General features: G+C 72.2%; 15 protein-coding genes. 8 read left to right on the top strand and 7 right to left on the bottom strand.

Annotated features, from left to right (window positions below; all coding sequences use genetic code 11):
* The first annotated feature begins 24 nt into the window (after positions 1 to 24).
* Both I6A81_RS22485 and I6A81_RS22480 read left to right on the top strand, forming a co-directional pair.
* Complete coding sequence (locus I6A81_RS22485; protein ID WP_203002845.1) at positions 25 to 1,206, top strand: sensor histidine kinase; 1,182 nt, start codon at positions 25 to 27, stop codon at positions 1,204 to 1,206.
* 71 nt (positions 1,207 to 1,277) lie between these two features.
* On the top strand, positions 1,278 to 2,321 hold the full coding sequence (locus I6A81_RS22480) for an NAD-dependent epimerase/dehydratase family protein (protein WP_203002846.1): 1,044 nt from the start codon (positions 1,278 to 1,280) through the stop codon (positions 2,319 to 2,321).
* Between the two features lie 79 nt (positions 2,322 to 2,400).
* Here the strand turns inward: I6A81_RS22480 and I6A81_RS22475 are convergent, their stop codons facing one another.
* Entirely contained in the window at positions 2,401 to 3,366 is a 966-nt protein-coding gene (locus tag I6A81_RS22475) for an AraC family transcriptional regulator (protein WP_203002847.1), read from the bottom strand.
* Between the two features lie 138 nt (positions 3,367 to 3,504).
* Here I6A81_RS22475 and I6A81_RS22470 point away from each other — a divergent pair, with 138 nt between their 5' ends.
* On the top strand, positions 3,505 to 4,224 hold the full coding sequence (locus I6A81_RS22470; protein WP_203002848.1) for an SDR family NAD(P)-dependent oxidoreductase: 720 nt from the start codon (positions 3,505 to 3,507) through the stop codon (positions 4,222 to 4,224).
* A gap of 104 nt (positions 4,225 to 4,328) precedes the next feature.
* On the opposite strand, the gene I6A81_RS22465 is transcribed toward I6A81_RS22470, so the two are convergent.
* On the bottom strand, positions 4,329 to 4,802 hold the full coding sequence (locus I6A81_RS22465) for a winged helix-turn-helix transcriptional regulator (protein WP_203002849.1): 474 nt from the start codon (positions 4,800 to 4,802) through the stop codon (positions 4,329 to 4,331).
* 87 nt (positions 4,803 to 4,889) lie between these two features.
* On the opposite strand from I6A81_RS22465, the gene I6A81_RS22460 reads away from it, so the two are divergent.
* Positions 4,890 to 5,447, top strand: coding sequence for a pyridoxamine 5'-phosphate oxidase family protein (locus I6A81_RS22460; RefSeq protein ID WP_203002850.1), 558 nt, complete (start codon positions 4,890 to 4,892; stop codon positions 5,445 to 5,447).
* Positions 5,448 to 5,526: 79 nt separating this feature from the next.
* Here I6A81_RS22460 and I6A81_RS22455 read toward each other — a convergent pair whose 3' ends face one another.
* Positions 5,527 to 6,522 carry a sigma-70 family RNA polymerase sigma factor gene (locus I6A81_RS22455; RefSeq protein ID WP_203002851.1) on the bottom strand — a complete coding sequence of 332 codons (996 nt, stop codon included), beginning with the start codon at positions 6,520 to 6,522 and terminating at the stop codon, positions 5,527 to 5,529.
* Positions 6,523 to 6,722: 200 nt separating this feature from the next.
* Here I6A81_RS22455 and I6A81_RS22450 point away from each other — a divergent pair, with 200 nt between their 5' ends.
* A complete protein-coding gene (locus tag I6A81_RS22450; RefSeq protein WP_203002878.1) occupies positions 6,723 to 6,884 on the top strand; it encodes a hypothetical protein in 162 nt (53 codons plus the stop codon).
* Positions 6,885 to 6,978: 94 nt separating this feature from the next.
* Positions 6,979 to 7,728: an SDR family oxidoreductase gene (locus I6A81_RS22445; RefSeq protein WP_203002873.1), complete on the top strand. Its 750-nt coding sequence runs from the start codon at positions 6,979 to 6,981 to the stop codon at positions 7,726 to 7,728.
* Here the strand turns inward: I6A81_RS22445 and I6A81_RS45720 are convergent.
* Positions 7,694 to 8,548 carry a helix-turn-helix domain-containing protein gene (locus tag I6A81_RS45720; RefSeq protein ID WP_203002852.1) on the bottom strand — a complete coding sequence of 285 codons (855 nt, stop codon included), beginning with the start codon at positions 8,546 to 8,548 and terminating at the stop codon, positions 7,694 to 7,696. The two genes, I6A81_RS22445 and I6A81_RS45720, sit on opposite strands and share 35 nt — an antisense overlap.
* 63 nt (positions 8,549 to 8,611) lie before the next feature.
* Between I6A81_RS45720 and I6A81_RS22435 the strand changes: the two genes are divergently transcribed.
* Positions 8,612 to 9,205, top strand: coding sequence for a TIGR03086 family metal-binding protein (locus tag I6A81_RS22435; protein ID WP_203002853.1), 594 nt, complete (start codon positions 8,612 to 8,614; stop codon positions 9,203 to 9,205).
* 22 nt (positions 9,206 to 9,227) lie between these two features.
* On the opposite strand, the gene nhaA is transcribed toward I6A81_RS22435, so the two are convergent.
* From nhaA to I6A81_RS22420, 3 genes are all read right to left on the bottom strand, one after another.
* A complete protein-coding gene (nhaA, locus tag I6A81_RS22430; RefSeq protein ID WP_203002854.1) occupies positions 9,228 to 10,538 on the bottom strand; it encodes a Na+/H+ antiporter NhaA in 1,311 nt (436 codons plus the stop codon).
* 482 nt (positions 10,539 to 11,020) lie between these two features.
* The gene (locus I6A81_RS22425) at positions 11,021 to 12,169 is read right to left on the bottom strand and encodes a hypothetical protein (protein ID WP_203002855.1); all 1,149 of its coding nucleotides are present in this window, start codon (positions 12,167 to 12,169) and stop codon (positions 11,021 to 11,023) included.
* 235 nt (positions 12,170 to 12,404) lie between these two features.
* The gene (locus I6A81_RS22420) at positions 12,405 to 13,076 is read right to left on the bottom strand and encodes an NADPH-dependent F420 reductase (RefSeq protein ID WP_203002856.1); all 672 of its coding nucleotides are present in this window, start codon (positions 13,074 to 13,076) and stop codon (positions 12,405 to 12,407) included.
* Between the two features lie 124 nt (positions 13,077 to 13,200).
* Between I6A81_RS22420 and I6A81_RS22415 the strand changes: the two genes are divergently transcribed.
* Positions 13,201 to 13,611 carry a winged helix-turn-helix transcriptional regulator gene (locus I6A81_RS22415; RefSeq protein WP_203002857.1) on the top strand — a complete coding sequence of 137 codons (411 nt, stop codon included), beginning with the start codon at positions 13,201 to 13,203 and terminating at the stop codon, positions 13,609 to 13,611.
* Positions 13,612 to 13,903 lie beyond the last annotated feature (292 nt).

The following is a 13,903-nucleotide window of genomic DNA, read 5'->3' as shown; positions in this document are numbered from 1 at the left end:
GCCGGTCAGAGGGGAGACGGAGTCATGAGCGCGGACCTGCAGGTCATCGGCATCGCCCTGGCCTGCTCGGCGGTGGCCGCGCTGACCGGTGTCCCGCTGCTTCGCCTGCTGCGCGTCCGCCCGCTGTGGGCCACCGCGGGCGTGCTCTGCGTCGTTCCGATCCTCGCGGTCGCTGTCGGCGTGGCAGGCACCGCCCGCGCCATGTTCCTGTCGCGTCACGACCTGCGGGTCGTGCTGATCGTCGTCGCGGTCTCCGCGGTGGTCGCGACCGCCGCCGCGGTGCGCCTCGGCCGGCCGGTCGTCGCGGCCACCGGTTCGCTGACCCGCGCGGCGGACACGCTGGGCGACCCGGCCTACCAGCGGGCCGACCGGATCCCGACGGCCGAGCTGACCGCCCTGGCGTGCACGCTCGACGCGACACACGTACGCCTCGTGGAGGCGCGCGACCGCGAACGCGCGCTGGAGGCCAGCCGGCGCGAACTGGTGGCCTGGATCAGCCACGACCTGCGCACCCCGCTGGCCGGGATCCGGGCGACCGCGGAAGCGCTCGCGGACGGCCTGGTCACCGATGCCAGGACGACCGCGCGCTACCACAGGCAGATGCTCGCCGACGCGGAACGCCTGACCGGGATGGTCGACGACCTGTTCGAGCTTGCCCGGCTCCAGGCGGGAGCGCTCGAGCTGACACTTGAGAAGGTCTGCCTCGCCGACATCGTGTCCGACGCCGTCGCCACCGTCGATCCGATCGCCCGCGCCAGGCGGGTCGTGGTCACCGGCCGTGCCGACGACGCCGTGTACGTCGACGCGGACGCCGCCCAGGTGAGCCGGGCGCTGATCAACCTGCTGGTCAATGCGATCCGCCACACCCCCGACGACGGCACCGTCGAGGTCAGGGTCGAGCGGGAACGCGGCGCGCCGCGCGGCGACCGGCCGGCAGGGCCCGACGACGGCCGGGCGATCGTCGCGGTCGCCGACCGATGCGGCGGCATTCCCGCCGGGGACCTGCCCCGGTTGTTCGACCTGGGATTTCGCGGGGAGACCGCGCGTACCCCAGGCGACGGTGGCGATCATCCTCACCAGCCGCGGATACGGTCCGGCATCGGGCTGGCGATCGTCCGCGGCATCGTGGAGGCCCACGGCGGCGACGTCACCGTCCACAACCAGCGGGACGGCTGCCGTTTCGTCGTCGCCCTCCCGGCCGCCTGAACCCCTCGGGGGCGGCAGGCTTCCGCGGCTCGTAAGATCCGGCGGGCCCCGGCGCCGTTAGCGTCGCGGACATGCGGGTCCTCGTCACCGGCGGCGCCGGCTTCATCGGTTCTCACCTCGTCGACGCGCTGGTCGACACCGGTCACACCGTCCGGGTGCTCGACGCGCTTCTTCCAGCCGCGCACCACGCGAAACCCGCGGTCAACGCGGCGGCCGAGTTCCTCGCCGGGGACGTGACGGACCGGGCCGCGGTGGACGCGGCGCTCGACGGTGTGGACGCCGTCTGCCATCAGGCGGCGATGGTCGGCCTCGGTGTCGATCTCGACGACCTGCCTGGCTACACCACCCACAACGGCCTCGGTACCGCGGTGCTGCTCGCCGCGATGGCCCGCCGCGGGGTGGGGCGGCTCGTGCTGGCCAGCTCGATGGTCGTCTACGGCGAAGGTGGCTTCCGCTGCGCGGCCGACGGCCAGGTGCGCCCCGGCTCCCGGCGGCCAGCCGACCTGGACGGCGGCAGGTTCGAACCACCCTGCCCGCGCTGTGGCGCGCCGTTGCGATCGACGCCCGTCACCGAGGACGCGCCGCTGGACCCGAGGAACGTCTACGCGGCCACCAAGGTCGCTCAGGAGCACCTCGCCTCTGCCTGGGCCACGGCCACCGGCGGCACCGTCCTGGCGCTGCGCTACCACAACGTCTACGGCCCGCGGATGCCACGGGACACGCCCTACGCCGGGGTCGCGTCCATCTTCCGCAGCGCCCTGGAACGGGGCGAGCCACCCCGGGTCTTCGAGGACGGTGGTCAGCTCCGCGACTTCGTCCACGTCCACGACGTCGCCCGCGCCAACCTGGCGGCGCTACGGCACCACTCGGCGCCCGGCGGGCTCGTCCCGGTCAACGTCGGCTCCGGGCAGCCCCACACCGTCGGCGACATGGCCCACGCGCTGGCCCGTGCCTTCGGCGGACCCATGCCCGTCGTCACCGGCCAGTACCGGACCGGCGACGTCCGGCACATCGTCGCCTCCTCCGACCGTGCCCGCGATCTTCTCGGCTACCAGGCGGCGGTCCCTTTCGACGAGGGCATGGCCGCCTTCGCCCGCGACCCGCTCCGCGAGTGACAGCCGGAAGCCGAGCCGCCTCAGCAGCGGGCCGGAAGCAACGGTCTTGAACCCGTCCCCGGCTGATGTCCGGGTCGGTTCAGGTGAACGGTGCGGCCGGTGGCTGGGCCGGGGCGGCGTGTCGGGTCCGGCTCTGGGCGCGGTAGCGCCCGGGAGGGATGGCGCGGTCTCGGGAGAAGGCGCGGGAGAAGGCGTACTCGGAGGTGTAGCCGACGGCGTGGGCGATGACCTCGATCGGGTCGTCGGTGTCGCGCAGCCGGCGAGCGGCGAGGTCCATGCGCCATCGGGTGAGGTAGGCGGCCGGGGTCTCGCCGACGAGGGCGGGAAAGCGGCGCGCGAGGGTTGCCCGGGAGACGGCGACGTGCCTGGCGAGCGAGGCCAGGGTCCAGGCGCGGCCGGGATCGGCGTGCAGGGCGGTGAGCGCCGCGCCGATCGTGGGATCGTTCAGCGCGCGTAGCCAGGAGATCGATGGCGTGGTGGGCTCGGCGCGCAGCCAGGCCCGCAGCACCTGGATGAGCAGGACATCCACGAGCCGGTCGAGCAGCGTCGTGGTGGCTGGCCCTGGCTCGGCGAGCTCGCCTGACAGCAGGCGGAGGGTGTCGGCCAGCGGCCCGGCGCCGGGTGTCCCGGCGGGTACGTGCACCACCTCGGGCAGCAGGGTGAACAGCGGGGTGGTGACGGCGGGATCGTGCCGGTAGGAGGCGCACAGGATCCTGGTCCGCGCCGGTTGGGTTCCGACGTCCAGGCGACCGTCGGTGGCGAGCGAGGCTTTCGACGCGGCGTGATCGAACGGTTCCAGCGGACCGTCCGCGTCGCCGGCCAGGCCGTGTTCGGACCCGGTGGGCAGGAGGACGACGTCGCCGGGCATGAGCCGCAGGGGTGGCTGCCCAGGAAGGCGTAACCAGGCCGTGCCGGCGGTGACGGCATGGAAGGCCGCCGCCGAGATCCGGAACAGCCGCAGGCCCCACGGATCGCCGGCGTGGACCGTCGCGGCGACGGTTCCGCGCACGCCGGCGACCCGCAGCACGTCGGCGAGCAGATCCATTGCCGCAGCCTACCGATGGTCGTCCGACCCGCCGATTCGTGAGACGACCAGACAACAATCTGAGACTTCTCGGCATCGATCAACGCCGTTGCGCGCCATACGGTTGATCTATTCGAGATCGCGACCGGAAGGTGACGCATGAACGTCAACGACAGCATCGCCCTGGTGACTGGCGCGAACCGGGGCCTCGGCGCTCGCCTGGTCAGCCAGCTCCTCGACGCGGGGGCGAGCAAGGTCTACGCCACCGCGCGGGATCCGCGCGCCATCACGCCGGCGGTGAGCGCCGACCCGCGGGTGAGCATCCTGACCCTGGATGTCACCGACCAGTCGAGCGTGGATGCCGCGGCCAAGGTCGCGACCGACGTCACCCTGCTGGTCAACAACGCCGGAGTTCTTGGATTTGGCGGGGCCCTCGACGGCGACCTGGACCTGTTTCAACGTGACATGCTGACCAACCAGATCGGCCTGCTGCGGGTGAGTCAGGCTTTCGTCCCCATCCTGACGGAGAACGCGCCGGGCGCGATCGTCAACGTACTGACGCTGATCGCGCTGGCGCCGGTGGTCGGGATGGCGGGGTACTGCGCGTCGAAGGCGGCCGCGCATTCGATCACCCAGTCCCTGCGGGCGGAACTACGCGGTACGGGCATCGAGGTCGTGGGGGCCTACCCGGGGGGCATCGACACGGACATGCTCGCCGGGGTCGATGCCGTCAAGGCGCCGCCGCGGGTGGTCGCGGAACGGATCGTCGCGGGCATCGCCACCGGACAGACAGTGATCTGGCCCGACGACGCCTCGGCCGGCGCGGGTTCGGTCTACCTGACCGACCCGCTCCGCCTCGAAGGGATGCTCGCGGGCTGACCTACAGCTCTGCCCGGAGCGCGTGCCGTCGGCGCGGGCCGGTGGTTCCCGCCAGCCGTCGGGCGGTCCGAGTTCGGTGGCGTCCGCGGCGGAGTCGATCCGCGTCAGGTCCGCGTCTCGGCCTCGGCGGTCATCCCTGGCCCGGGCAGGACGTCGATGGCGTCGGCGCGTATGGGCTGGTCGCAGTGCGCGCAGTACAGGTCGGCGGGGGCGACGTGGCCGCAGGGCCGGTGTCGGTAGAGCACGGGTGGGCCGGCCGGTCCGGCCAGCCAGCGGTCGCCGAACCGGGCCATGGCGATGAGGACGTCGCACAGGTCGACGCCCTGGTCGGTGAGGACGTACTCGTGTCGCGGGGGCCGGGCCGAGTATTCGCGGCGGGCGAGCACACCCCGTTCGACGAGCCATTTCAGCCGCTCGGTGAGGACCTTGCGGGAGATGCCGAGGTCGGCCTGGATCTGGTCGAAGCGGCGGATCCCGACCATCACGTCGCGCAGGATCAGCGGCGACCAGGGCTCGCCGATCAGGTCGAGTGTCCGCGCGATCGAGCAGACCAGGTCGCCGAACTGGGTGCGTTGCACAGTGCCAGGGTAACCGGGAGGGTTCCCTGAGGGAACTGAACCTGTTAAAGTCAGTTCCCTCAGGGAACTGATCGAAGGGATGCGCTGATGAGCCCGGCCACCACCGACACCGCCCCCGGACCGGCCGGTCCGCTCCGGCAGGGCGACCCGGCCCTGCTCGACACCGCGGCCGCCCGGCGTCTGCTGGCCTCGACGATCCCGGCGCGATTCGCCTATGTCGCCCTGGACGGGACGCCGCGGGTGGTGCCGACGTGGTTCCACTGGACCGGTCACGAGTTGGTGACGGTGACCTACGTCGCCGGACCCCAGATCGGCATCCGGCATCCCGCCAACCGGCTGGCGGCGCTGCGGCGGCGGCCCGATGTCGCCGTGACCATCGACACCGACGGCTTCCCGCCCGAGTCGCTCAGCCTGCGTGGGCCGGTCGAGATCACCGAGGCGTCCGGCCTGGCGCCGGAGTACGTCGCGGCCGCCCACCGCTACCTCGGAGCCGAGGCCGCCGCCGGCATGGTCAGCCAGCTCGACGCGCCGGGCACGGTCCAGGCCCGTGTCGCGCTGCGGCCGACCTGGGTCGGCCTTCTCGACTTCACCGGTCGTAGGCCCAGCGCGCAGGGCGGCGTCGACCAGGAGACGCGGTCAGCCTGACCACCGCGCGGTCAGAAGTCACGCCGCCCGTCGGGGCCGCCCCGCTCACCGGTCACGAGGTTTCCCGTTGGACACCTCGCTAGTCGAGAGTTCGGGGCAGGCCGAAGTGATGGGCGATCGTTGTCTCGAAGCGGGTGATCTCACAGATGAGGTCGCCGGCGACATCGATGACGATGATCCCGGCGAGGTGCAGGCCGCCGGTGACGGGATCGCGAAGGTACTCACCCCACGCGGGCTGGCCGTTCGCGCGCACGGGCACCAGGTGGTCGATCCGTCGCAGGTGGGAGCGGATCGCGGTGAAGAACTGGCGGACGGCCTCGCGGCCGCGGTACTCGAACGGCAGCGGTGGCATCCGCACCCAGGCGTCGTCGGTCATGAGCGCCACGAGCGCGTCCACGTCCAGGTCGGTGAAGGCGGCGACGAAGCGGTCGAGGAGCGCGCGTTCCTCGGGACCGCCGGCCGCTGGCGGCGGCGGGCCGGGAGAGCGGGCCGCGTCCATCGTCGCGCGGGCGCGGCGCAGCGCGCTGGTGACCGCGTCCTCGGTGAGCCCGAGCAGGTCGGCGGTCTCGCTCGCGCGGTATCCGAACACGTCGCGCAGGATCAGGACGGCTCGCTGGTTCGGCGGCAGCAGTTGGACGGCCGTGACGAACGCGAGCGAGATCGCCTCCCGGGACTCGTAGCGGACCTCGGGCCCTGGCGCCTCGTCGGGCAGCCCCTCCAACAGGGCGTCTGGATAGGGCTGTAGCCACGGGACCTCACCCAGATGGGTCGGCTCCGGCGGCGGCGCGGGCAGGGGCGGCGCCGTCGCCGGCCGCCGCGCGGACGAGCGCAGCAGGTTGAGGCACCGGTTGGTGGCGATCCGGTGCAGCCAGGTCCGTACCGACGAACGCCCTTCGAAGCCGGCCAGGCCGAGCCAGGCGGACAGCAGCGTCTCCTGGACCGCGTCCTGCGCGTCCTGGAACGAACCGAGCATCCGGTAGCAGTGCACCGCCAGTTCACCGCGGTAGGGCGCGACGAGGCCGGCGAACGCGTCGCGGTCGCCGGCGCGGGCCCGCTGGAGCAGTTCCACCGACATCTGGCACCTCCGTCTGATCGTCTCCTCCCCTACTGACACCGGCCGCGAGCGGAACTGGTCGCCGTCTGGCCGCCCAGTTTCCGGCGGGCGCCGGTTCTGTTCCTTCGAACGCGTCTCTACCAACCGCGGCCGTCGTGCGGCCTCGATGGCCGACGACGCGCGGACGCCCACGAGGCGGGACCGAAGGAGAACGACGAGACATGTCAGTGCCATCGACACGGACCTTCGCCGAGCACTTCACCACGGCCCTGTGGCTCGGGGCGGCGTTCTCCGCGGTCGGGATCATCGCCGCCGCGGCGGTCCCGGGCCGCCACGACCTCACCTCGATTCCAGCGGCAGCGACCGGAGGAAAGCATGGATGACTTCACGATCGACGACGGCCCGCGAAGCCTGGCCGGCGTCGGCGATGAGCGGCCCGCCCAGCCCGACGGGCCGAGCGGGGGAGGGGACGATCCGATGAGGGATCTTTCGGACCGGACCACGCTCGTCGTCGGCGCGAGCCGGGGCCTGGGCCGGGGGATCGCCCGGGCCTTCGCCCAGGCGGGCGCCCCGGTCGTCGCCGTCGCCCGCACCGGTACGGCGCTCGCGGAGCTCGCCGCCGCCGGCGCGCGCATCCAGACCGCGGTCGCCGACGCCACCGACGCCGCGACGGCGGGGAGCCTCCTCGACCGTCATGAGCCGTCGATCGTCGTTCTGGTCGCTGGCGCCGGCCCGTTGATGCGTCCGCTGCAACATCAGACCTGGGAGACGTTCTCGGTCAACTGGCACACCGACGTGCGGATCGCGTTCCACTGGCTCCGGGAGGCCCTGCTCCGGCCGCTGCGGCCTGGCGCCACCGTGGTCGTCGTCAGCAGTGGCGCCGCGCTGGCCGGGTCACCGCTCAGCGGTGGGTATGCCGGCGCCAAAGCCACCCAGCACCTGATCACCGGCTACGCGCGCGACGAGGCGGACCGCGCCGGCCTGGGAATCACGTTCACCGCGGTGCTTCCCCGGCTCACGCCGCTGACCGGTCTTGGCCGGCCCGCCGTCCGGGCCTACGCGGCGCGCGGCGGCCAGTCGGAGGATGACTACCTCCGCCAGCTGGGCGAGCCCCTGACCCCCGAGATCGCCGGGTCCGCCCTGGTCGACCTGGCGCGGGCCGACCCCGCCACGGTCGCGCCCGGCTACCTGCTCACCGGCGCCGGCCTACGGGATCTGCCGCGGTAGGCGGAGGAAAACCCGGGAAGCGGGCGGCGTAGTGGGTGGGCGGCTCCCCGAAGACGTCCCGGAAGTCGCGGACGAGGTGGGACTGGTCGGTGTAGCCGAGGTCGGCGGCGAGGGCGGCCCAGTCGATCGGCCCGCCGGCGGCCATCCGTTCGGTCACCTCGCGGAGCCGATAACGGCGGATCACCCACTTCGGCCCGACCCCGACGTGCTCGGCGAATAGTCGCTGGGCCTGCCGGACCGTTCCGCCGGTTTCCCGCACCAGAGTGTCCACCCGGGTGATCTCCGGACGGGTGGCGATCGCCGCGACCATCTCGGCGGCCTGCTCCGCCCGCTGGTCTGGAGCGGGCCGGCGGCGGAGCAGGAAACGGTCGACCCGCGCCGCCGTTTCCGCGCCGTACGGAGCCGGCGCCTCGCCGGGATGTGGACTCACCATGGCCGGCCAGTCCGCGAGCAGTTCCCGGACGTCCGCGCCGAAGACCGCCTCCGCGTCCACCGATCGGTCGGTGATGGTCGAGACAGGTGCCCTGAGGAAGCCGCGGAAGCCGCCAGGCCGGAACGCCACACCGAGCACGCCGCCCACTCCGGCCAGCACCTTGACGTGATGGCCGGTGCGCACACCGTTCACCGTCGCCCTGCCGTCCTGGATGACCAGATGGACCTGCGGCAGCGGCACGATGAGCTGGTGGTAGGGCCGCGGGTAGTGCCACGAGGCGGCCCAGAGATGGTCGACGTGGCGGGTCAGCCCGCCAGACGGTGGGTGGCTGGCGTGGCGCTGAAAGCGCGTCCACGCACCCGCGAGCTCGCGGATGTCCCTGGCCACGCCCGCAGGGTACGTCGTCTTTCTCCAATACCGGCCGGTCCGGGTGGTGCTTTCCTACCAACCATGTCTGACGCCAAGATCCTGCTCCACGCGGCGGCGGCGCCGCTGCCAGAGATCATCGACAGCATCGGGCCGCACCGGCTCGGCGCGGCCACGCCGTGCGCCGGGTTCGACCTTCGCGGCCTGGTGAACCACCTGCTGTTCTGGGGCCCGTCGCTGGCGGGCGCGGGCCGCAAGGAGGTCGTGCCGCCCCCGGCCGAGTCGGAGACCGCCGTCGACCTGACCGCCGAGGACTGGGCGTCCGACCTCAAGGGTCAGGTCGAGCGCCTCGTCGGGGCGTGGAGCGAGCCTGACGCGTGGGAGGGCGTCACCCGGATGGGAGGCGCGATGGAGCTGCCGGCGGAGCTCGTCGCCGGGATGGTCGTCGGTGAGCTCGTCGTGCATGGTTGGGACCTGGCCCGCGCGGTCGGTCGGCGCCCGTCCTGGGACGGCGACGTGCTCGAGTATCTGTACGGCGAGATCGCCCGCAGCGCGGAGCTGGGCCGTGAGATGGGTGTCTACGGTCCCGAGATCCCGGTGCCGGCCGGAGCGCCGATGCTCGACCGTGTGCTCGGCCTCTCCGGCCGCGATCCGGCGTGGGCCCCGAAGGCCAGCTGACGTCCCGCACCCTCGGTGTTTCTCAGCCGGTCGCCGAGGTTGCCTGGACCTGGTTGAAATCCTGGGCGGTGCCGTGGCCGCGCTCGGCGGTCTCCCGTTGGTGGATTCGGCGGTAGGCGCGGTTGCGCAGGCGCAGCGGCACCATGGCCAGCAGCGTGGCGAGCAGCGAGCTGGCGAGGATGGCGATCTGGACGTGGTCGTAGCGTTCGCTGCCGGAGCCGAAGGCTAGCTCGCCGATGAGCAGGGACACGGTGAACCCGATGCCGGCGAGGACCGCCAGCCCGAGGACGTCGATCCAGGCCAGGCCGTCGGCGAGCGTGGCACGGGTGAAGCGGGCCACCAGGTAGCTGGCCGCCATGATCCCGAGTGGCTTGCCGATGACAAGCCCGACGATGACGCCGACGGCGGCCCGGTCACCGAAAGCGTCAGCCAGGCCGTCGAGGCCGCCGAGGGTGACTCCGGCGGAGAAGAACGCGAAGATCGGGACGGCCAGCCCGGCGGAGACGGGCCGCCAGCGGTGCTCGAAGTGCTCGGCCAGCCCGGGGCCCGCCTCCGGACCGCCCGCCCGCTCGCCGCGTCGGACGGGCACGACCAGCCCCAGCAGCACTCCGGCGACGGTGGCGTGGATGCCGGAGGCGTGGATCAGGCCCCAGGTGGCGGCCGCCAGGGGCAGCAGCAGCCACCAGGACCGGACCCGGTGGTGCACCAGCACGGCGAACAGCGCGAGTGGGACCAGCGCGCCCAGTGCTGGCAGAACCGCGAGGTGGTGTGTATAGCCGACGGCGATGATGGCGATGGCGATCAGGTCGTCGACCACCGCGAGGGTGAGCAGGAACGTTCGTAGCGCGGTGGGCAGGTGCCGGCCGATGACCGCGAGCACGGCCAGCGCGAAGGCGATGTCGGTGGCGGTCGGGATCGCCCAGCCCCGCGCGGCGTCGCCACCGAGGTTGATGAGGGTGTAGAGGACGGCCGGGACGGCGACGCCGCCGGCCGCGGCGACGACGGGGACCGCGGCGCGGCGCGGGTCGCGCAGGTCACCGGCGACGAACTCGCGTTTGAGTTCCAATCCGGCGACGAAGAAGAAGACCGCCAACAGGCCGTCGGCGGCCCATTCCGCGAGCGTGAGATCCAGATGCAGCCAGGCCGGTCCGACCTGGTAGTCCAGCATCGACTGGTATGACCGCGACCACGGCGAGTTCGCCCAGCACAGCGCCACGGCGGTCGCGACGAGCAGCAGGGCGCCGCCAATGGTTTCCTTGCGCAGGATGGCCGCGATCCGACGCGTCTCCGGCCATGACAACCGGCCGAACAGGGCAGGCGGGGTACGGCTCACGGCGGCGCTCCTGGTCTAAAGGTCAGCGAATACGCTGCCGACCAGGCTTCCCGGCTCACCACTACACCTTCACCGTAGCCAACGGCCCCGGCACGCGCAGGATCTGTGGCGCCCGGCACGGCGAGCCCACCCCGCGGCGCGGCTTGTTGACACCCTCCACAGGGAAAATTCCGTCACCGGTGAGCGGGCGCGGCCCCCGACGGGCGGCTGGTCATGACCTGTGGGGCATTCGACCATGATCCCAGACGTCATGGTGCCGAAAACCGCCCCGTCTGGCGCCACAGCCCATGGGCCGATCCCAGGACCGGCCAGCCACCAGCGACCTTCCGTCGCCCCACATGGCCGCCATCCCGGCCCTCGGGGAAGTAATGGCGGCCGCGGCGCCAGGTCCGTCGCAAAGCGCGGCAAGCGGGACGAATGGTGATGGCAGGCCGGGTGGCGAACAGTCCGGGTCGGTTGTCACCCACACCGGGCTAACGCTGTCAGGAGATCCGGTGGGTCGCGAAGAAGTCCGCGTTCTGCGCCTTGAACTCGGCGTTGAACTGGTGTGCGCCGATCGTGGCGAGCGTTTCGGCGTGGATCGCGGTCCGCTGGTCGGGAGTGAGGCCGGCGGGCAGACGGATCCGGCGGAACGGGTCGTCGGTGGCGTCCGCGCGGCCCGCGGAAGGTGAGACGAGCAGCGCGCCAGCGGAATCGATGAGCCCGGCCTGCTGGTAGGCGGTGACGACGGCCTTCGCCGTGGCCTCGGTGACGCCCGGGACACGCAGGTAGCGCGCGGAGGTGACGGGCCGTTGGCTGACCTCGCGCAGCTCGGTGGGGAACCCGGCGCGGGCGATCGCGGCCAGGTCGGCCTTCTGCTTGGCGGGACGGGTGACGGTGTCGTTGACCCCGACCACCATGAACGTGGGCACCCGAAGCCCACCGAGCCGGTCGACCGCCTTCGTAGGTCCGGCCATGTACAGCGCGACCCCGCTGATCGGGACACCGGCCGCGCTTTCGGCCGCGGCCCACAGCGCGGCGAACGCGCTCCCGTTCGACATGCCGAGGCCGTACGTGGGCGTGCCAGGGTCGATGGCCGTCGTCTCGATGACGTGCCGGCGCAGCCGGTCCAGGCGGGCCAGATCGGGATTGGACGCCAGGGAGGGGTCGTCGACGTCCCAGCGTCGCCCGCCGGAGCGTTCGGTGCTCTCCGTGGCCACGTAGCCGAACCCTCTGCCGATCATCTCGTTGAGGACGTCGACGGTCTCGATCTTGACCGCGAAGTCGGCGCTGCCGCCCGAGCCGTGGAACAGATAAATGATCCCGGCGGGGTGGGCAGGGATATAGGAGTAGGTGGCGAAGCCTTCGAAGTCTCCCTGGTCGGGTGGGACGGCCGGACGTACCGGCTGGATGGACACCCCGACCGACGGGTCGACACTCGCCGCCCTGCCGGGCGTGCCGGGCGTGCCGGCCACCGGCGACCCGCCCCCTGACGAAGGACCGGCCGTGCCCGGCTCGTGGCTGGTACCGGCAGCCCCGCAACCGGCCGTGAGCAGCAGCGCGACGACCAGCATTCCGATCAGCGTTCCCGCCGGGCGTCGGGCGGCGCTCGTCGTCCATGTGCGCGTACCGCGCCCCGCAGAGGTGCTCACGCCCACGAGGTTGCCCCCAGTGAGCGCCCTTCGGGTAAAAAAATCATCAGAGTCCAGCAAATTACGGCGAAGCCGGGCGAACCAGTGGGCAGGAGCACTGGCATGTCCGCGCGGCTGAGGCGAGATATGAGCGTGTGCTCTGCGGTTCCGGCCGGCGGCGGGTCTGGTATGGGCCAGGAGGGCAGTTGGTCCGCCGCCCGCTCGGCCCAGGCTGTTCGCGGGTGACGGAGCTCCCTCAGTCGGGGTGCGCGAAGGCTGACTCGAGCGGCGGTAGCGTGGCGCGGGCGTCGTGGCCGGCGAACCACAATCCCATGACGAAAGCTGTCATCGCCTCGACGTACTGGGCCCGGTCGAGGCCACCCGCGTCGACCGGATGACCTCCCAGGTCTCTTACCAACGTCGCGACCGTCGCGAGCGCGTCCGGATCGTCGCCGCACAACGGCACCGTCAGCGGTCTCGCGTCGTAGGAGCGCTCACCGCCGCGCCAGATCTCGGCGGCAAGCATGCTGAAGGCCTTGACCACGCGCGCGCCGACCGCGACCTTCGCGACCCGGGCGGCGACGGTGTCGATGGCGAGGGTGAACGAGTTCGGCGCCGCGGTGAACGCCTCGGCGGCGAAAGCGTTCGTACAGTCGATCAGAAGGCGGTGGTCGAACGCGCCGTCGGCCGCTCCGGCGGCAGTCAGCGCATCTGTCGCCGCTTCGCCGGGTACCGCGAGCAGGATCACCTCACCGAAGGCCGCCGCGTCACGCAGGCTCGCGGCCGCCGCCCGTCCGCCCAGGCGCGCGGCGAGCGCGGCGGCGCGCTGTGGTGAGCGGGCCGTGACAAGAACCTCGTGCCCGGCCTCGGCCCAGCCGGCACCGAGCGCCTCAGCCATCGCGCCGGCGCCGATCGTGGCAATTCGCACAGCATCTCCCTCGGGGCCGTCATCTCTGCTGTTCCGACGAAACGTGGGATCACGGTCGCCAGGACGACGCTAGAGAAGCCGATACGCACCTATGGGTGCCTATCGGTCGGCGAGACTGGACGACGTGCGCTCCGAGTCGGCCGCCGTCGAACACGTTCACCTCCCGCCCGCCGAGTTCCCGCCGTACGGGGACTTCGCCGCGGACTGCCCGGCGCGGGTGGCCGTAGACCTGTTCACCAGCCGCTGGACCGCGGTCGTCGTCTACGCCCTGCGCGACGGCCCGAAGCGTCCGAGCCTGTTGCGGGCCGAGATCGGCGAGATCAGCCACAAGGTGCTTACCGACACGCTGCGCCGGCTCGAACGGGTCGGGCTGATCCGCCGCCACCGGTACGCCGAGGCCCCGCCGCGAGTCGAGTACGAACTGACCGAGCCGGGCGTCGACCTGCTCGAACCGATCTACGCGCTCGGCCGCTGGGCATTCCGCCACGCCGACACGGTCGTCGCCGCCTCCCTCCGCGACGACGAACTCGAATGACAACGCCGCACCGCGAGGCCTGAACACGGCACGACAACCAGCACACGCGATGGACGATCACACGACGCCGCGGAGGTGTTGGTCTCGACGACTCCGACGTGAACCGCCACACACAACAGCTCGGCGAGGTTCCTGTTTTCCATTGACGCGGAAGGGGATAGGCCACGCCGAGGACCGACCATGAGGATAGTGGCGCGCATGGCGGACAGCCCAGCCATCGGCGAAAGTGACGGCGCGATCGCCGAGGGGGGAGGGGGCTGGTCGCGGCGACCGCTCCTCGGCCCGATGGCCA

The organism is Frankia nepalensis, assembly GCF_016786325.1.
In the GTDB taxonomy this organism is placed as follows: Bacteria; Actinomycetota; Actinomycetes; order Frankiales; family Frankiaceae; genus Pseudofrankia; species Pseudofrankia nepalensis.
Note: the sequence above shows the minus strand (reverse complement) of the source record. Positions and strands in the feature narration are given on the sequence as shown.